General features: G+C 47.8%; 15 protein-coding genes. 9 read left to right on the top strand and 6 right to left on the bottom strand.

Annotation, left to right across the window (positions count from 1 at the left end):
* Window positions 1–46 precede the first annotated feature (46 nt).
* The 4 genes from ACAN56_RS03180 to ACAN56_RS03165 all read left to right on the top strand — a co-directional run bounded on the left by ACAN56_RS03180 (window position 47) and on the right by ACAN56_RS03165 (window position 3,841).
* Window positions 47–499 carry a hypothetical protein gene (locus ACAN56_RS03180; RefSeq protein WP_038593284.1) on the top strand — a complete coding sequence of 151 codons (453 nt, stop codon included), beginning with the start codon at window positions 47–49 and terminating at the stop codon, window positions 497–499.
* 155 nt (window positions 500–654) lie between these two features.
* The gene (locus tag ACAN56_RS03175; RefSeq protein WP_038593282.1) at window positions 655–1,329 is read left to right on the top strand and encodes a response regulator transcription factor; all 675 of its coding nucleotides are present in this window, start codon (window positions 655–657) and stop codon (window positions 1,327–1,329) included.
* Window positions 1,326–2,693 (top strand): sensor histidine kinase, encoded by a 1,368-nt coding sequence (locus ACAN56_RS03170; RefSeq protein WP_038593279.1) that lies wholly within the window; start codon window positions 1,326–1,328, stop codon window positions 2,691–2,693. Before ACAN56_RS03175 ends, ACAN56_RS03170 begins: the two co-directional genes overlap by 4 nt.
* 221 nt (window positions 2,694–2,914) lie before the next feature.
* Window positions 2,915–3,841 (top strand): phosphotransferase enzyme family protein, encoded by a 927-nt coding sequence (locus ACAN56_RS03165; protein ID WP_379140364.1) that lies wholly within the window; start codon window positions 2,915–2,917, stop codon window positions 3,839–3,841.
* Window positions 3,842–3,965: 124 nt separating this feature from the next.
* Here the strand turns inward: ACAN56_RS03165 and kduD are convergent, their stop codons facing one another.
* From kduD to kduI, 3 genes are all read right to left on the bottom strand, one after another.
* Window positions 3,966–4,721, bottom strand: coding sequence for a 2-dehydro-3-deoxy-D-gluconate 5-dehydrogenase KduD (gene kduD / locus ACAN56_RS03160; RefSeq protein ID WP_342435824.1), 756 nt, complete (start codon window positions 4,719–4,721; stop codon window positions 3,966–3,968).
* A gap of 69 nt (window positions 4,722–4,790) precedes the next feature.
* Window positions 4,791–5,546 carry a DeoR/GlpR family DNA-binding transcription regulator gene (locus ACAN56_RS03155; protein WP_038593273.1) on the bottom strand — a complete coding sequence of 252 codons (756 nt, stop codon included), beginning with the start codon at window positions 5,544–5,546 and terminating at the stop codon, window positions 4,791–4,793.
* A gap of 34 nt (window positions 5,547–5,580) precedes the next feature.
* A complete protein-coding gene (gene kduI / locus ACAN56_RS03150; protein ID WP_379140362.1) occupies window positions 5,581–6,414 on the bottom strand; it encodes a 5-dehydro-4-deoxy-D-glucuronate isomerase in 834 nt (277 codons plus the stop codon).
* A 259-nt stretch (window positions 6,415–6,673) separates the two neighbouring features.
* Here kduI and ACAN56_RS03145 point away from each other — a divergent pair, with 259 nt between their 5' ends.
* Window positions 6,674–8,347, top strand: coding sequence for a hypothetical protein (locus ACAN56_RS03145; RefSeq protein WP_379140360.1), 1,674 nt, complete (start codon window positions 6,674–6,676; stop codon window positions 8,345–8,347).
* A gap of 73 nt (window positions 8,348–8,420) precedes the next feature.
* On the opposite strand, the gene ACAN56_RS03140 is transcribed toward ACAN56_RS03145, so the two are convergent.
* On the bottom strand, window positions 8,421–8,750 hold the full coding sequence (locus tag ACAN56_RS03140; protein WP_038593264.1) for a DUF4362 domain-containing protein: 330 nt from the start codon (window positions 8,748–8,750) through the stop codon (window positions 8,421–8,423).
* Window positions 8,751–8,838: 88 nt separating this feature from the next.
* Here ACAN56_RS03140 and ACAN56_RS03135 point away from each other — a divergent pair, with 88 nt between their 5' ends.
* The gene (locus tag ACAN56_RS03135) at window positions 8,839–9,321 is read left to right on the top strand and encodes an SRPBCC family protein (protein WP_379140357.1); all 483 of its coding nucleotides are present in this window, start codon (window positions 8,839–8,841) and stop codon (window positions 9,319–9,321) included.
* A gap of 330 nt (window positions 9,322–9,651) precedes the next feature.
* Here ACAN56_RS03135 and ACAN56_RS03130 read toward each other — a convergent pair whose 3' ends face one another.
* Window positions 9,652–11,988 (bottom strand): beta-galactosidase, encoded by a 2,337-nt coding sequence (locus ACAN56_RS03130; RefSeq protein ID WP_379140355.1) that lies wholly within the window; start codon window positions 11,986–11,988, stop codon window positions 9,652–9,654.
* A 122-nt stretch (window positions 11,989–12,110) separates the two neighbouring features.
* Here ACAN56_RS03130 and ACAN56_RS03125 point away from each other — a divergent pair, with 122 nt between their 5' ends.
* A complete protein-coding gene (locus ACAN56_RS03125; RefSeq protein ID WP_379140353.1) occupies window positions 12,111–12,941 on the top strand; it encodes a helix-turn-helix domain-containing protein in 831 nt (276 codons plus the stop codon).
* A 63-nt stretch (window positions 12,942–13,004) separates the two neighbouring features.
* Here ACAN56_RS03125 and ACAN56_RS03120 read toward each other — a convergent pair whose 3' ends face one another.
* Window positions 13,005–13,901, bottom strand: a complete 897-nt coding sequence (locus ACAN56_RS03120) for an AraC family transcriptional regulator (RefSeq protein ID WP_379140351.1) — start codon at window positions 13,899–13,901, stop codon at window positions 13,005–13,007.
* A gap of 127 nt (window positions 13,902–14,028) precedes the next feature.
* Between ACAN56_RS03120 and ACAN56_RS03115 the strand changes: the two genes are divergently transcribed.
* The gene (locus tag ACAN56_RS03115) at window positions 14,029–17,409 is read left to right on the top strand and encodes a tetratricopeptide repeat protein (RefSeq protein ID WP_379140349.1); all 3,381 of its coding nucleotides are present in this window, start codon (window positions 14,029–14,031) and stop codon (window positions 17,407–17,409) included.
* Between the two features lie 33 nt (window positions 17,410–17,442).
* The gene (locus tag ACAN56_RS03110) at window positions 17,443–19,395 is read left to right on the top strand and encodes a glycoside hydrolase family 2 protein (protein ID WP_379140347.1); all 1,953 of its coding nucleotides are present in this window, start codon (window positions 17,443–17,445) and stop codon (window positions 19,393–19,395) included.
* Window positions 19,396–19,426: the final 31 nt, after the last annotated feature.

Here is a 19,426-nt window from a genome sequence, read left to right as displayed (position 1 = left end):
GGAATCCTTTTATAGCTTAGGTGATGAAAAACTTGGGAGTGCGTGTATGGAGCCGACTTTTATGCAGATACGCGGTAAATCGCCGGCGGTTAAGGCGGAGGTGATCTCGCAGCTGACAGGGGGACAACAGGCGCTCTGCATGTTCCGGGTTATGTATGGTCACAGTTATAAATCGGCGGCTGAGTATTATGCCTGGATCTCCTACATGCTGAGTATTCCGGGGTATTGGGACCGGATGATGGAGGGGGTGCGGTTTTTTGACGAGTCGGGAATAGTAGCGCTGCTGGAGGAAACTAGGGGGCAGCTTGAAGCGAGAAACAGCAGGTTAAAGGTCAACTGGGGAGATGCAACGCTTATGGATCTGGAGCGGGATGACGAACTGATGCAAATGATAAAATCCCTGTTTGACCGATTTGAGCAGGTTGCCCCGATGACCCACTCCATTATTGCGAAATATATTCGTTCCCATCCCGAGGAGTTTGTGTTATTGGCGGATTAATCCGCTCAGCTAGGATGTTGTCCAGTCACCCGGTTATGCTTAGTTGCAACTGACGACACAACATGCATTTAACAGACGGTTCCTTTAGTTGAACGTTTATTTTGGGTTGATTCATAGTATAATGCTAGGATCTACAACAGGAAAAGAGGGAACGAATGCCTACTATACTGGTTGCTGACGACGATGCGAACATTCGCGAACTTGTTTGCTTGTTTCTGCGCAACGACGGATTTGAGACAGTTGAAGCCGTGGACGGCAAAGAAGCACTGAACGTCTACGCCTCAACGCATGTTGATCTTGTCGTGCTCGATATAATGATGCCAATTATGGATGGATGGACGTTATGCAAGGAGCTCAGAAGAGCCAATCCTGACCTTCCATTACTTATGTTGACTGCGAGAGGTGAAACCTGGGAGAAAGTGAAAGGGTTCGAACTTGGGACGGACGATTATTTGACGAAACCATTCGATCCGTTAGAGTTGACAGCTCGTGTCAGGGCATTGCTGAAACGATACCGGATTGGCTCTACGCAACCGATCCAGTTCGGCAACGTCATCCTTGACCGGCAAACCTATAAGGTGATGAGAGGGACGGAGTCGCTCACGTTGCCGCTCAAGGAATTCGAGCTGTTGTATAAGCTTGCTGGAACACCGGGGCAAGTGTATACACGTGAGCAGCTGATTGATCAAATTTGGGGGATCGATTACGCTGGAGATGACCGAACGGTCGACGTACATATTAAACGGCTGCGCGAACGGTTCGCGACTACACCACATTTTCGTATCGAGACGGTGCGCGGACTTGGCTACCGGCTTGAGGTTAACGAATGATCAGATCCTTATATACACGTATCGTCCTGACATTTCTAGTCTCCGTCATCGGGGGCACAGTCCTTGCCCTGTATGTGGCTGTTTGGGTATATAAAGATAAATTGAACGAAAACATGCTAATGCCTTTACTTCACTTTGGCCAGGATGTCACCCGGCTTTACGAAACCCTTCCATTGACTGAAGCGGACGAGTTCGTAAGTGGAATGTATCAGCTCAAATCTTTTTATATTCGAATTTACGAAGAAACGGGTAAGTTCAAGTCTTATGGATCGCTTAACGGAGACAAACCTGTCACTGTGAGTATGGAACAACTGAAAAAAGTAATAGATGGAGAGATAGTTCATGTAAATCCCAGTGGTTATGCTACTGTTCTCTTAGGGCTGCCTTTGACAACTGAAACGGGTACGAAAGCGATATTTTTAGAATCAATCGGCCCGCCTTCTGCCGCTTTCAACCGAAAGTGGATTTTGACTTTTATAACTTATTCGTTGATCGCAGGAAGCCTATTGATTCTGGTTGCTGCCAGGTTCCTAGTCAGTCCGATCAAAAAGCTGACCATAGCGACTAAGCGTATCGCAGATGGAGATTTCAGTGTGAAGCTGAATATTAAGCAAAAGGATGAGCTAGGTACTCTGGCTCGCAGCTTTGAAGAAATGACGCACGACCTGCAGCAGCTGGAGCAGCTGCGCAGGGAATTCGTATCAAACGTGTCACACGAAATCCAGTCACCGCTCACCTCGATATCCGGTTATGCAATGGCGCTCAAACAAGAAAATATCGAGGTTCATAATCGGATACGTTATCTCGACATTATCATCAATGAAGCGAATCGGATGTCCAAGATGAGCGCTAGCCTGCTAAAGCTGAGTTTGCTTGAATCGCAGTCACAGCAATTGACTCTGTCAACGCTCAGTCTTGATGAACAGATTAGGCGGGTCATTGTCGCGATTCAGCCGCAATGGTCGGCTCGCAACATCACTTTCGAGCTCGAACTGAAGGCAGTTATGCTAACGGGAGATCATGACCAGCTAAATCAGGTATGGACCAACATTCTCGGCAATAGCATTAAATTTTCCCAGGATGGCGGCGTTATTACCGTCAGCATTACACAGGATAACAAAAACGTGACAGTCACAATATCCGACACTGGCATTGGTATTTCCCCCGAAGACCAGAAGCGTATATTTGAGCGATTTTTTAAGGCTGATCGTTCCCACAGCCGTAAGTATGAGGGCAGCGGTATGGGGCTTGCCATCGTTAAACAGATCGTATCGCTTCATCATGGTGACATCCGGTTAGAAAGCGAACCTGGCAGGGGAACAACATTCATTGTCACCTTGCCAATCGTAACGCCGGCAGTGTAATAAGATTCATACTGCATCAATCCCCACGCTCCGGTAACCTGTGCAAGCTCACTTGCCTGTGATGCCGGGGTGTTTTTTCGTACGTGCTTAGATTGATGATTCAGCTTGAAATTAACGCACAATAATTTATAAAGAAACTTTACCTGCCATATAGGGAGTCTGCTTGTTATAATCTTGTTGAATGTTGAAGCTGCATTTAGAAAGTTGAGGTAAACAACGCTATGGAAGAAAGAATATTGCAATTTCTAAATAATACATATCCTATTAATTTTTATGATGTTAAAGCCGTAACAAATGAAATGTACCGCTGCCAATCTCAAAAAGGTGTTTTTTTTGTTCGAATAACGAATTATAAGTCCTATCAAGAACAATTAGATGAAGTGAATTGGATGAATTATCTTTTTAACCAAGGTATAGGGGTTCCCCGGGTTATAGCCACTATTAATAATTCATTCATTGGGAAAATAAAGTTAGAGGAAGAGAAACGGGTCGTTGTATTTCAGGCTGCATCAGGAATTCATCTGCCACGTTCAAAATGGAACAAAACGGTATTTAAAGATCTTGGACAACAAATAGGCAGAATGCATCGGGTCAGTAAAGGATATATGAATTCTGAGACTACTGCACATATCAATCATTGGTATGAGTCTAAAGAATACGATTTTCTTAAATACATTCCTGCAGAAGAGAAAACCATACGGGAATTTGCACACGATGTAGTAAACAAAATTAAGGAACTGCCGCAGGAGTCTTCAAATTATGGCTTAATACACGGAGACCTGTGGCTGGAAAATATCCTTGTAGACAGTGACTCCAAGCTAACGATGATTGATTTTCAAGATTGTGAAAAACATTATTATGTATACGATTTAGCCGTTCCTATCTATTCTGCACTGGAGTTCTCCTTCTCAGGGGGAGAGAACCTCAGAGATTATGAAAGATCCATTACCAGGGCGTTAGTAGATGGATATAAAGAGGAGAATGAGCTCTCTTCCGAGATGCTTACGAAACTACCGCTATTCATGAAATTAAAAGAATTGTTTGAATATAATTTAATGCATATGTATTGGAATGCTAAAGAGCTAAGTGAGGAGCAAGTCCGAATCTTGAACTTATATAGAAGTCGGATGGAGCACAGCCATTCTTGAACTAACAGTGAATAGGGTATAATGAGGTTATCAGATAACGATTGTCAAAAAAAAGCAGCAGCCTGGGATTTTATTTTCTCGTCCCTGACTGCTGCTGTTTCTATTATTAGGGTCAGTAAAATACTTATCTGGCCAGCCATCCGCCATCTACAGCCAGAATATGACCGTTCAGGTAGTCAGAAGCAGCGGAAGCCAGGAATACGGCAGGTCCCTTAACATCTTCTGCAGTTCCCCAGCGTCCGGCAGGAATGCGGTCCAGAATCGAGTCGGAACGGCTTTGATCCGCGCGGATCGGAGCGGTATTCTCTGTGGCCATATAACCTGGAGCAATCGCGTTGATGTTCAGACCGGAACCGGCCCATTCGTTGGCGAATGCTTTGGTCAGACCGGCAACCGCATGTTTGCTTGCAGTATAACCCGGAACATTGATCCCGCCCTGGTAGGAAAGCATGGAGCAAATGTTGATAATTTTACCGGACCCTCTTTCCAGGAAGTGGCGGCCGGCAATTTGCGACAGCAGGAATACAGTATTCTGGTTCAGGTTGATGACATCGAACCAGTCTTTTTCGCTATGGTCTTTGGCCGGAGTACGGCGGATCATGCCAGCGCAGTTGACCAGGATGTCAACGTGGCCGGTCAATTCTAGCGCTTTGTCGAACATGCCCTGCAGGGTAGTGTGGTCACTCAGGTCAGCTTCGATGCCGATAGCTTTCACACCGAAAGCTTTGGCGGCTTCAACGGTTTCCGCACTTGTGTTCAGGGAGGCAGAAACAACGTCTGCGCCAGCTTCCGCAAAAGCAAGGGCAATACCTTGTCCAAGACCTTGGGCAGCGCCCGTTACGATGGCTGTTTTACCAGCCAGACTGAATAATGATGACATATTAATATTCTCTCCTTTGAGTGGGGATTGTGGAATTTGTACTTAAGTTTTTTAAAAAAGTGCAATTAATTATCCGCATTCAATATTGACGCCCGCACTGCGGAACTGTTCCACCGTTTCGGGTGCAAGACCGCTGTCCGTAAGCAGCACATCCACTTCCTGCAGTGAAGCGAAGGTGCGCAAAGCGGTATGCCCGAATTTATGATGATCGCAGGCGGCGAATACTTTGCGGGCCGTGGAGACCAAGGCCTGTTTGAAATCTATTAAATCACCGGTGTAAATAGACAGCCCATGCTCGATATGCACGGCTGTAGCCGACAGAAATGCTTTTTGTATATTTAGCTTTTGCACGTATGAGACAGCTTCGGGACCTGCGAGCATGTTGCGGACGCGGTAGCCTCCGGGAACAACCAGACGTATGTTGTCTTTGGGAACCAGTTCGCTGATGATGTACACATCGTTGGTGACGACCGTCAGAGGCATATTGTCCAGCCTCCGGGCAATTTCAAGCGTGGTGCTCCCGCCGTCCAGCGCAATGATGTCATCCTCTTCGATATGGGCAAGCGCACGCAGCGCAATCTCCGTTTTCTCGTCGGAATATTTATCCAGCGGGTTCTTGGAAGGCAGAATGCCGAACTGATCACTTTGGGCCAATACAGCACCGCCGTGCACACGCACGATCAATCCCTGTTCCTCCAGCTTGCTTAAGTCCTCGCGGATTGTTTTTCCCGTCACCTGGAGCTTGTCGCTCAATTCGTTTACCGTTACGTCCTTCTGGTTCAGCATAACTTCCATAATCATCTCGTGTCGCCGTATCGGGTTCATCCGCCTGCCTCATCTTTCCGTAGTTGATTTCTTTCTATTGTAATTCTTTCATACCTACGGGGTCCATATCATCATAACGTTTGTTATCACCGGCCATGCTCCAGATGAAGGTATAGTTATGCGTGCCTACACCGCTGTGGATTGACCAGCTTGGGGAAATGACGGCCTGTTCATTGTGCATCACGATATGGCGGGTTTCGGTAGGTTCGCCCATAAGGTGGAACACGATAGAGTCATCCGGAAGATCGAAATAGAAGTAGGCTTCCATCCGGCGCGGATGAGTATGGGAAGGCATTGTATTCCACATGCTGCCCGGTTTGAGCTGTGTCATACCCATGACCAGCTGTGCACTTTGTACGCCATTGGTATGAATGAAGCGGTGAATCGTACGCTCGTTGGAGTTCTCCAGACCACCCATTGCTCCGGATTCGGATTCGGCGAGTGTAGTTTTGGTTGTAGGATAGGACTGGTGAGCCGGAGCGGAGTTCAGGTAGAATTTCGCCGGTTTGGCGCTGTCTGCGCTTTTGAACACCACATCTTTGGAACCTTGGCCGACATACAGGCATTCTTTGAAATCTATTTCATATTCTGTTCCGTCTATAACAACTGAACCTTTGCCGCCGACATTGATGATACCCAGTTCACGGCGTTCCAGGAAGTAAGTGACTCCCAGTTCCTTCAGATCCGTGGTAAGCACAACATCTTCGGTTACGGGATTGGCACCGCCGACGATCATGCGGTCTTCATGGGTAAGCACAAGCTTCAGTTCATTCGGAGCAAAAATAACGGGAATGTGGAACTCTTTGCGCAGGCGCTCAGTATCAAACTGCTTAACTTCGTTGGGATGTGAGGCGAAACGTCTTTCCATTGGATATTCAATCTCCTTCAAAAACGTATTTTCGTTCGTATAGGTACAATTTAATCCATTTACGTTCATTTGGCAAGTGATAATCTTTTTTAGTACGTTTATTTTAGTTTATTTATCGCTTTTAAAGATTGCCATATGAACCGAAAGCGTGCACAATAGACTAAAATACAAGGTCCAGGGAGAGTGAAGGGGATGTTGTTGAAGTCGTGATTCCTGAGAGTGGGCAGAGATCGATAAAAAGAAACTTAAAATATGGAGGGTGAAACCGGTAATGGTGGATGTCAATCAGAGTCCTTATAAAATTCGTCAGGATGAAATTATATATAATGTAGCGCGGGAAGCGGAGAGCCGTCCGCTGCTGGAGAGCGGTCTTTGGTTCCACGATGATGTGCGTAATAATTTTTATTATGCCTCTTACCTGTTCGCAGCTGCCGTAGACCCGTCTCGCGAGCTGCCCTTTGACCGTGTAGCAGCAAAGCAGAAGGCGGAAGCCGTGCTGCTGGAAACCGTTCTGCTGCAGAACAGACAGCCCGGGACTGCGCTATACGGACACTGGCCGCTTGGCCTGAACCCGCTGCCGCGGGAGGCCTCGCCGCATGAGCTTCCGGTGGAAATAATGGGCAGCCTGATGGCTTGGTTCTGCAAGCATTATTCCAGCGAGTTCAGTGCAGGACTCCGAATTGCTTTTCATACGGGCATCGGCCATATCTACCGCAGCGGATTTTACCGCAAACCGGTGGTGACCTTCGGGCATCATGAAGCTAAATATACCGCAGCGAAGCTGATCTTCGGCAAGCTGTTTGATGATGAGGAATTACGCGAGGACGGACTGCTCAGCCTGCAGAATACACTGGTCTATATCCGCGGGAATGGCATGCCGGAGTATGGCAGCCTGCCGTGGTTCTGGCATTGGGTGCAGGCATTTACCTGTGCCTGGGAGCTGGAAGAGGACCCTAAGATCAAAGACATGCTGGCAGAAATGCTGGATTATCTGTGGAAGGAACGGGGGCACTTCTACCTTCAGGGCGCCTGGGTAGGCGCACATTCCCGGGGCTGGCCGCATGATGTTCCGGCAGACGGCAATGTGCTGCATGATTATGTGCAGTTTGGAGACTTCAAATTGCCTGCGGAGATGCCGCGAACTGAATATGCCGGATTACTATTCTATGAAGCACCGGAGCAGGTACGGTCCGCTGCTTTGGACCGTAGCGTGCCTGTTGAAGTCAAGAAGCTGACCCGGAAGGTTGTGCCAAGTGACCCGGATCCTCAGCCGCTGCTGCATTCATACGCTTATATCACGGAGGATTATGCGGCTGGAGGTATGTGGGAGCGGGTAGAGGAATTTGACAACGAACAGCTGCGCTGGGCCTTCTCACTGCCAATTGGCGTACAGGAAGGGAGCAACCGGCTGTATTTCTTCCATCCCGGTCAAGGCTATCGGGAAGGCGATCCCCGCCATCAGAGTCCGCATATGGAGGTGCTGTTTCACAAGAGTACGGTCCTTTCCTTGTATCCCGTTCCGGAAGGAGAGAATGACTCTGTCGTAGGGGTTCTGCCCAAAGGGGAGTGGATCAAGTCGCAGGAGGCGCTGTTCGGGAGGGCTGGTAAAGTCTACTTTGCTGTTTACTTGTCCCAGGGCTACGAGTTGAAAGAACGGCAGGACTATCTGGAGGTTACGGTTACAGGAATGCCGGGAGGAGTTGCCGTGGAGGCTGTTCCGGTGAAAGAGGCAGCAGAGCTGGGATTTGGCGACTTGCCTGCTTTTGCAACGGCAATGACGAATAAAGCGCCGGAGTTCAGCACCGGAAATGACCTGTCGGTCCAATATCAGACTTTAAGCGGCGATCAGCTACAGCTCACCCTTGGGGTGGGTGCGGGCCCTGAAGCCAGTCTGGGCGGCAGCCGGATTTCACTGGAAGACTATGTTGTTTAATAAGTTTCTATCCTAAATACGGGTTAAATGAACGGGCAACCTTGCGGTTGTCCGTTTGCTTGTACGCTGCATTTTACTTCTTTTTGCGGATCAGAAAATAGCTCATTTCCGGATTGTCGGCTGTGCATCCGCTGATCGAATAGAAAATCTCCCCGCTGCCGCTGTCTTCCTTTGTAATCTCTGTGCAAACATCCGTTTTAATACCTTTACCGGCTCCCCCATATTCATCGTTGGAGTTGTCCACACTATACCTGATCACTTGCCCATCGTAATTCAAATCTTTAAAGATCGGATCGCCTTTATCAATCGCTTTTTGAATTGAATATCCGGTATCGCGTTCACAACCGGCAATGCTTAATGACAGCAGGACTAATAATAGGCAGATAAAAGGCAGTTTTCTCATAAGTATCACTCCATTTGCGATCTGGTTGTAAATACTTTACAGTTTAAAGGATAAGCATACTAATAATCACAGAAAAGGGGAACTATTAATGATTGCTGAGATTGTAGCGGTCCCGGAAGGCTTCACAGCCACCTTTGTATTCCATTATAAGCATTCTGTGGATACCGTTTGGGCGATGTTGACTCAAAATGAACTGCTGAAGGAATGGTTCTCCGAGCTGAGGGTAAAGGATTTACGGACCGGCGGGATCATCGAATTTGATATGCGGGACGGTACCTTTTTGGAATTGGAAATTACTGATTTTGAGCGGAACTCCGTATTGGAATTTATTTGGGGAGAGGACAAGGTTCGTTTTGAGCTGCTTCCGGAGCGGGAAGGCTGCCGGCTGCAATTAATCGAAACCATGGGCAAAATTACGGACCATACAGCCAAAGATCTCTCGGGGTGGCATGTCTGTCTGGAAGTGATCGCAGCACTGCTGGACGGTAAGCCATTCGGAAACCGGAAACGGGTATGGGAGAACAGATATGAGGTGTATAGTGCGCTTGTGGACAAGTATTATCATTCGTAAGTATGAACGGGGTTTCGCCGATATTGGTGTGATGCTATTTTTACAGGTGTAGTAAACTCATGCATATTGTATCTGTGCTTGAGCCAGTCGCTCCTACGGAAGCACCATAGTTTTCTCTTCCATCCGTAAAGTTATCCAATGATAGTGAAATGCTAGACTTATCTGCTCCACGATTCATTAATACGGCTGAAGAATGCAGTTGTAATAGGGAGGCGTTCGGCGACGATTAATCTTAATGGCAAAATGTCAGAAATATTAAGAGGGTATTCTCAAGCTGAGAACACTAGCTTGGAATACCCTGTTCTTGCAGTCCGGCACAAACTTAAATCATTATACTTGCGGGAACATAGCTGTTTTATAATGAGGAATTGCCTGAATACTATGGAACTCCGCAATTTCAACACCATTAAATACTTCAATAAATGCCTGATTCACATAGCTGTGCGTAGTACCTTTGCGAAGCGGGAAAATGGCCAGATGCAGTTCTTGTTTCTCCAGCTCATCTTTGAATTCCTTAAGTCCAATATTCCACGGATGACCATAATGAATATGATCGGTAAGCATGCGACTTGACAGGAATGCGTTCGCCACGTCTCCATCATAACTAATTTGGAGCGACACATTGTCTACCTGCTCAGGCCACTCTGAATCAATATTTAGCAGTGCTGCCCGTTCAGATGTAAAAGTCACATCCATCTGAGGTGTGTAACCCTCAACTCTGATAAAGTAAGTGAGGAACACACCGTCCTGTTCTGCTGAGTCAATTGAACCAATACTGAGTGACATCTGAAAATACGGAGCCGGATAGATAGAGGCAGTAAATTCTGCTACATCCGGGGAAATGCATATCAATTGGCCCGAGTGAGTAAATAAATGCATCCCCTCGTTTCCGTTGCCTGCAATGACTATCCTTTCTTGTCCCCAGAGGGAGAAGCGATAGGTGCCGAGGGCTTCCTTGCGGTTTAAGGTGAGGAGTGTAAAGGTTCTTCCATCCTTCATGGTGATATTTACTTGATTGCTTTTACCGACCGCAGGGGCAATGATCCATCGATCTCCGTTAAGCTCCGCAGATCCCTCGCCTGAATCGATGCTCAGAATCTCCTCAGCGTGAAGAATGATCTCTGCTTTCATTCCTTCATGCGCAAACAAAACAATGGTGGTATGAACTCCATCCTTCAGGCTGGTAAGCAATTGGGTTGTAGCGCTGACCAGCCGCAGCCCGTCCAGGTTGAGATTGAAGGGAAGGGTTACCCCCAGGCCATTTCCCAGATTGAAGGTGCCGCTGTGAGGGAAATTAACGGGTCCCTGTTTGGTAAGCAACTCAATACGCAGATCCCTATTAGGCATTTCTACATGATCCTGAAAGTTATTCAGGAACACAAAACCAGAGCCGTTTTTTTGCCGCAAACACCAGCGGAGAGAAGAGGTATCTGTCGGATGAAGTTCATTTTGACCTTCTGGAATAACCGTACCCATAGGAGCAAGGAGTTCTCCAAAGGCTTCAAGAAAGAGAGAGAGCGTGCGGATACGATGATATGAATTACCTACTCGTCCGAATTCGCCAAGCGGAGACTGATAGTCATAAGTGATCTTGGGCAGTGAAGTTTCATTCATATAGGAATGTTTGCCGACGGGATTAGAGCCGCCATGATACATATAATAGCCCAGCATATTGCTGCCACTGGCCAATTTCACTAGAGTCATCGCTTCAATGCTTGCCTCAGGTACATAAGGACGCGCAGTGTAGCTTACTTGCATCCCACCCGCCATCTCACAATAAGCAACCGGGTAATCCGTCGTTTCGAAATCCATAGATTCCACTGGGGTATGGTGAAGATCCTGATAGATGAATTCTCTGCTTGGCGGCTGATTGGGAATCCATGGAGTGTAGGCGTAACCTGCAAGCATGGGAAGCGCACCCTCCTCAGGAACTGCTGCACCGCCCCAGGCGGTAACGGTGAATAGAAACGGAGAAATTCCGCTTTCCAGTGCAATCCGTTTGAGTTCGCTCAGATGCTCTCTGCCACCAGTACCTGATGACAGGTAAACGCCGCCCTTATAACCCCAGGAGTCAAAAGGTGCTCCGCAGTGCATGAACTCATTATCGAGTTGAACGGCAATGACAGGACCGCCCTCTTGAAAATAAAGGCCTTTAATTTGTCTGGCAATTTGCCGGTAGAGACGGGTAGCTAATGCGAGATATGCAGGATCGTTGGAACGGATTTGGATAGGAGAATGAAATACCCAGTCAGGGATCCCTCCATTACGCACCTCACCATGGCAGAAGGGACCAATTCTTAGAATCAGCGGGAAATCAATTTTGGAGCAAAGATCTACAAAATGTCTAAGGTTGCGGTTCTCAGACCAATTGAACTTGCCCTCTTCCTCTTCATGGAAATTCCAGAATACATAGGTGGCAACGATATGTACGCCACCCGCTTTCATCTTCAGCAATTCTTCTTCCCATTGTAGATAGGAGAACCGGGAAAAATGGAATTCACCGACGACTGGGATATAAGGAAGTCCGTTCTGCGTCATGTAATAATTCGTGAAGCCGAAGGATTTCCCAGCCGGATTACTGCCTCCTTGGTTCGACAATTTTCCGGGAGTAATCTGCTTGTCTGGGGTATCAAGCGTATAGGATACGGTTTGGCGGATAGTGTTCATACCTGTTTCTTCCTCCTTGAAGTCATGGGTGGTTTTCGGTATATTCTCTTGTGTGAACAAGAGGACTATAATTCGTTATGTCTTTATTTAACCGTATTATTTGATGAGGAGGAAGTGCGGATATGGCTAAAAAACCGACGGATTATGCTATAGAAGAATTTCGCCCTTATGGGATTCTCGTGTCCGGACATTACACGGAACAAAGTCCATATTATATTCACAGGCCATCGGGGAGCATCGATTGGCTGCTGATGTATACCCACTCCGGCAGCGGGGAAATTGTAATCAACCAGAAGACTATGAAGTGTCACGAAGGTGAAGTTGTCATTCTGCTTCCGGGAATTCCTCATCACTATGGAGTCAGCAGTGAAGAGTGGTCCTTCACTTGGGTGCATTTCATCCCCAATCCGGAATGGAGCAGTTGGCTTCGCTTGCCGGGACAAGCCGGCCGGTTTGTTCATCTGCCTGCTCATTCTTCCCCTAAGGATCAGGCTTTCCCGGAAGCCATGGGACGGATGCTGCATTATGGTGAACACAGCGGAAGGGAGCTCAGCCGAAGACTTGCGCTGAATGCTCTGGAGCAGGCATTATTGCTCTTGTGCGCCGACTGTTCGGAAGAGCAGCATCAGATGGATCCCCGTATCATAGAGGTTATGGAGTATTTGCGGCAATCCTTCCGTGAGAAGCCCACACTGGAAAACCTGGCGAGAATTAGTTGCCTGTCCCGCTCACGCTTGTCCCATCTGTTCAAAGAGCAGGTTGGTGATACGATTGGAAATACACTCAGTAAGCTTCGTTTGGAGAAGGCAGCAGAGCTCTTACTGTATACCAAACGGCAAGTCAGTGAAATTTCAGAGGATGTAGGCTATGAGAGCAGCGACCACCTTACACGCATGTTTCGTTCGCATTTCGGAATAACTCCTGTGAAATACAGACAACAAAATCGGAATTAGTACATATTTCTTGCAGAACCACGGCGCTCACTTTTGGACGTAGACAATTAGGTTATGTGAATTTTAGCCTTTCGGGATTTTCCGGTAACTGGAGGGGGAGCAACCCGAAATCTTCTTGAAGAGCCGGGAGAAATAGTAGGGATCACTAATGCCCACTGCAGAGCTGATCTCCTTAATGCTCATCTCGGTAAGATCAAGCAGATGACCTGCTCGCTGAATTTTGAGCCGCAAGAAATATTCGATTGGGGAGACTCCAGTTTCGGAATTAAATAAATAGATCAGATGCTGTTTGGATACCCCGACATGATTAGCCAGTTCGATAAGAGAAATGGAGCTGCTCATATGTCCATTCATGTATTGAATCGCCTGCTCCAAATAAGATTCGCGTTTCTTCCCCTGTGTCGATTTCCCTGCATTTAAGCCGATTCCAGAGATCAGCTGTCTTGTGGTCTGGGCCACATGTACATGGGTAGTCAAGGCATATGTCCGCTCGGCCAGCATTTCAAAGGCAGGTACGAACCATTCAATTAAACGGGCTTTGCCGCTTGGTGATAAAGAGGTTGGAGCGTTAGACAATCCAAACAGCTTCACCAATCTATTCGCGTGGTTGCCTTTGAAATGAAACCAGTATATGCTCCAGGGTCTCTCCTGCATTGCCCCATAACGGTGTGCGATTTCGGGAGGAATAATCATCATGTCTCCCTGCTGCAGGTTCATCCGTTCTCCATGGTTCAGCTCAATCCAGCCCTCTCCTGCTTCGCAAAAGATGAATATATGCGACGAACTGCCCTCCAGGCGTTCCCTGAAATGATACTTAGCATTAGGGAAATAGCCAATGTCTGTAATAAACAAAGAAGAAGTCAGTTCCTCCTGTTCCAGTTCCTTCATCCAGTATTCCGGGAGCACGTATAACTTCTCCTCGACAAACCCTTCAGGCTTGCGAATATGGTCAGGACTCATTCCTGTCACCTCTTAAATGAAAAATATGAATAAGAATATAATCCATCACTTTCCGCATTTCGTCAATTGGAACCTTCCCTGTCAGAAGATAAAGTATAACTATCAAGACTAGGGAGGCAGTTTAAAGATGAAGAATGAAGCTATGGACCATACACGGCAGGCGGCTTCAACTGGATCTGACCAAGTAAAAGTATGGGAAACAAGTATGTTGATTCCAACATATGATGCGGGTGAAGCAGACCCTAATCCTATGTTTCTTGAGAAAAGAGTCTACCAAGGAAGCTCCGGCCGTGTGTATCCGCATCCGGTGATCGAGAGCATCTCGGATGTGAAGCATGATAAGAACTACAAGTTGGTTATTCTGGAGAATGAATATATCCGTATTGAGATCATGCCAGAAATAGGGGGCAGAATCTATCGCGCGCTCGACAAGACGAACAATTACGATTTCGTCTATTATAACCGCGTAATTAAACCTGCGCTGGTCGGTCTTGCCGGCCCTTGGATCTCCGGAGGGATTGAATTTAACTGGCCGCAGCATCACCGTCCGAATACGTTTGGTCCGGTCGAATACAAAATCGAAGCAACCGACAATGGCAGCGCTACAGTATGGGTGAGCGAGATTGACCGGATGTACGGCACGAAAGTAACTGCCGCATTCAAGCTCTATCCGGGCAAGGCTTACTTGGAAATCAACGCTCAATTGTACAACCGGACACCTGAGTCGCAGACTTTCCTGTGGTGGGCAAATCCGGCGGTAGCGGTTAATGACCATACGCAATCCGTGTTTCCTCCGGACGTAACTGCTGTATTTGACCATGGTAAGCGCGATGTTTCCCGTTTTCCTATCGCTACCGGAACCTATTACAAACAGGATTATTCGGAAGGCGTAGATATTTCCCGCTACAAGAACCTCCCGGTTCCAACCTCATATATGGCCTATAAATCCGATTATAATTTCGTCGGTGGATATGATCACGGCGTAGAAGCCGGTTTGCTGCATGTGGCGAATCATCATATCTCTCCCGGCAAGAAACAATGGACCTGGGGGAACGGAGAGTTCGGCCAGGCGTGGGATCGTCAATTGACAGATGAAGATGGCCCTTACATTGAACTCATGACTGGAGTGTACACAGACAATCAGCCTGACTTTACCTGGCTGCAGCCCTATGAGGAGAAGACATTCACCCAGTATTTCATGCCTTACAAAAACATTGGTGTCGTCAAAAATGCATCAATTGAAGCAGCCATCAATCTGGAGGTTGATGCTGAAGCAGGGCAGGCCGTGATCAAGGTGTATGCGACATATGTACTTGAACATGCAGTCGTGGAGTTAAGCGGAGCAGCAGGCAGGTATCTGCAGGACACAGTTGATTTGTCCCCGGTGGATGTATACCAGACTGTTGTAACGCTAAATAGCGGGGAGCAGGAGTCTGATTTGAAGCTGTCTGTCCGGAATGCAGAAGGCAGACTGCTGATCTCCTATCAACCGAAACGGCCGGATATTGAGAGGGTTCCGGAAGCTGCTAAACCACTAGCAACGCCTGAAGAGCTGCGTTCGACGGAGGAACTATATCTGGCTGGCCTGCATCTGGAGCAATACCGGCATGCTACATTTGAGCCCGAAGCCTACTATCTGGAAGGGTTGAAGCGGGACAACGGCGATATCCGGCTTAATGTAGCTTATGGAACCTTGCTGCTTCGCCGTGGATTATATACCGATAGCGAGAAGTATTTCCGCAAAGCGATCGAGCGTCTGACCTGGCGTAATCCTAACCCGTATGACAGCGAGGCATATTATCAGTTGGGAGTGGCGCTCCGTGGGCAGAAGCGGTTCGATGAAGCATTTACTGCTTTTCACAAAGCGGTATGGTCGGCAGCCTGGCAGGATGCAGGATACTTCTCTCTTGCTCAAATTTCCAGCCTTAAAGGCCAGTATGCCGAGGCACTGGAGCAGGTTGAGCGCTCGCTCATCCGCAACTCACGTAATTACAAAGCGCGGAATCTTAAAACAGCTATGCTGCGTAAGCTTGGTCAAGTTGATAATGCCAAGAGATATGCGCTTGAAACGCTCGAATTGGATGTCGCTGATTTCGGAGCTTTTAATGAGCTGGCGCTGGCCCATATAAGCTTGGGAGATAGTCTCGCTGCGCAAGGCATTCTGTCTGAACTGCAGCTTCTGATGAGAAATGACGCTCACAACTATCTTAATGTCATCGCGGATTATATGAACTGCGGTCTTTACGAAGAAGCCATTGCCGTAGGGGAAAGATTGAGTCAGGAAGATTCTTTCTATCCGATGCTGCACTATGCCCTAGGTACATTATATGAGCATACAGGACAACATGAACAAGCTCAGGCCGCCCGTCGCAAAGGACAATTGGCTAATCCGGCGTATTGCTTCCCGAACACCCTGTTTGAAATTGAGCTGCTGACAAGCGCAGTTCATGCAAATCCGGAGGACGATAAGGCCCATTACTATCTCGGGAATCTCTATTATGACAAGAAACGGCCGGTTGAGGCCATTGCAAGCTGGGAGCAGTCACGCAGGCTGCGTAACGATTATCCGACGGTACACCGCAACTTGGGTCTGGCCTATTACAATAAGCAGAACAATCCGCAAGCGGCGTTAGCCTCGCTGGAGCAGGCGTTTGCCTGTGCACCGGAGGATGTGCGTATCCTGTTTGAACTGGATCAATTGCGCAAGAAGCTGGCATGGTCCACGGAGGAGCGCCTTCATATCCTTGAAGAACGGCGAGGGCTGGTTGAGAAGCGGGACGATCTGTATGTGGAATATGTAACCCTGCTGAACAATCTTGGACGTTATCAAGACGCTATTGCTGCCCTGTCTCAGCGTAATTTCCATCCGTGGGAAGGTGGAGAGGGGAAAGTGACCGGACAATATAAGTTTGCTCATACCGAGTTAGGTAAGCAAGCGCTGCAAGAGGGGCACTATGAAGCAGCAACTCAGTATTTACACCAAGCGCTGGTCTATCCGCTAAATCTGGGTGAAGGTAAGCTGGAAGGAGCCCAGGAGAATAATATCTATTATTATCTCGGCATGGCCTACGAAGGTCTTCAGCAGGAAGAAGAAGCCGTCGCCAGCTACACGATAGCTTCACGGGGACTGGCTGAGCCGACAAATGCGATGTTCTATAATGACCAGCCGCCGGAGCTGATTTTCTATCAAGGGCTGGCCTGGTTGAAGCTCCATAATGAGAAGGAAGCCAAGCGCCGATTCAATAAACTGATTGATTATGCCGAGAAGCATATTTTTGACGATATCAAAATCGATTACTTTGCCGTATCCTTGCCGGACTTCCTAGTATTCGAGGATGACCTGAACCGGCGCAATGTCATCCATTGCCGGTACATGAGAGGACTGGGACTTCTGGGGCTAGGCCGCGACGAAGAAGCAGGAACCGAACTTGAATTAGCTCTGGAACTGGAACCTAATCATCAAGGGGCGATGGTTCATAGACGATTAAGCAGCAGTACGGCGAATTAGGGAGATTTCGAACAAGGAGGAGGACTGAATATTTTGCTTACTAACGGGCGTCAAGTGGTGAGTATGGACGAAGGCTGGAGATTTCAACCGGACGCTGCAAATTTGGGGGAACAAGGTGAGTGGCAAGCCATAGGCTTGCCTGCTCCTTTGAACGTTACCGTTCCGCACACATGGAATGTGCAGGAAGGTCTGGAGGATTACCGGGGAACCGGGTGGTATGAGTATACCCTTAGTATTCCGGAGGAATGGCAGAGCTGCCGGATCCGTATACACTTTGAAGCTGTATATCGCGATGCAGTGATCTGGGTTAATGGACATCAATCCGGTTCGCACTTCAATTCGGGTTATACCGCATTTGAAATAGACCTGACAGCAAATATTCAGTGTGGCGTGGAGAACCGGATTACGGTAAAAGTGAATAATTCGAATAGTGATCAGGCGCTTCCTCGAGGGAATAGCTTTGATTGGGCGGATGACGGCGGGATAATCCGGCCCGTAAAGCTCATAGTAACCGGGCAAACAGCAATTAAACACATAAAAGTCAGCCCGGAAGTCCAATTCGGACAAGGTGATAATAAGGCTACTGGAAAGGTAAATGCAGAAGTATATCTGTGTGAACCATCCGCTGCTGCGACTGTGGAGATCGGGATATTTAAAGATGGAGAGAGAATCTGGTATGAGGTACGGCCTTTACCTCCCCAAACGATGACCTGGCAGCTTACTGATGTTCAGTTATCTCCGGTGGATCTATGGCACTTTGATCATCCGCATTTGTATCGGCTTGAGCTCACGCTTCGGGAGAAAGAGCAGATTAAAGACCGGGTGGCTGTGAATTTTGGTTTCCGTGAGATCCTGGTTAAGGGGCGTGAGCTTTGGTTAAACCGTGAGCCTGTCCGCCTGATGGGAGTAGAATGGATGCCAGGTTCTAATCCGGTGACAGGATTGGCCGAGAAGCAGGAAGACCTTATTGCAATGCTTGAGAGGCTAAAGGAAGCCAACTGTGTGATCACACGTTTCCACTGGCAGCAAGGCAGCGAGCTGTTGGATTGGTGTGACCGTAACGGGATTCTGGTGCAGGAAGAGATCCCGCATTGGCAGCAGCCTGATGAGCCGGATCAGAACACTTTTACACTAGCGTTATCACAAGCGAAGGAGATGATTGCGGATCATTCGCACCACCCTTGTATATTTGCCTGGGGTATGGGAAATGAACTGAATGGCCAATCGGAGATCACACTTCGGTACATGGAGCAGCTGAAGCAGGAGATTCTGCAACTGGACTCAAGCCGGCTCGTCAACTATGTAAGCAACACGATTCACTTCCAGCCGGGCACTGATGCTACCGGAGCAGGGGACTTATTAATGTGGAATGATTATATCGGAACATGGCATGGTGATTTGGACGAGCATGAGGTGATTAAGAAGATTATTTCCGATTATCCGGATAAGCCCATTGTTGTGGCAGAGTACGGACTCTGCGAGCCAATTTATGAGGGAGGAGATCCTAGACGAACCGAGATACTTTTGGGGAAAACAGAAATTTACCGTCAATATCCTCAGTTCGCAGCGTTAATCTTCTTCAGTTTAAATGATTACCGTACGCAAATGGGAGAAGACGGTGAAGTGAAATTGAAACAGCGGGTACATGGTTCGCTGGATATCTATAACCGGGTGAAGCCTTCATTTGCAGCCTTGCGTGAGATTTCTTCACCGCTCTTGCTGGCGGGAGCACCTGTGTGGCACGAAGGTGAGCTTGAGGTAACACTGAAATGCCGGAATGATATTCCCAGCTATGCCGTACGAGACTACTACTTAACTGTGTCTTCGGCAGATGAAAGGGTAGTCCAGCAAGTAATTCCTGAGATGCAACCGGGAGATATTCTGACAATGAACATCACTGTATCAGTACATCCTCTGCTGGAACAAGTGCTTGTCATCTATCGTCCGAATGGATTCAGTGTACTTGAACAGGAATTGAACAAATAAATCTAGTAAACTACCCGGTGATCGCGAAGAT

The organism is Paenibacillus paludis, assembly GCF_042610515.1.
GTDB lineage: Bacteria > Bacillota > Bacilli > Paenibacillales > Paenibacillaceae > Paenibacillus_AQ.
This window is presented reverse-complemented; position numbering and strand designations above follow the sequence as displayed.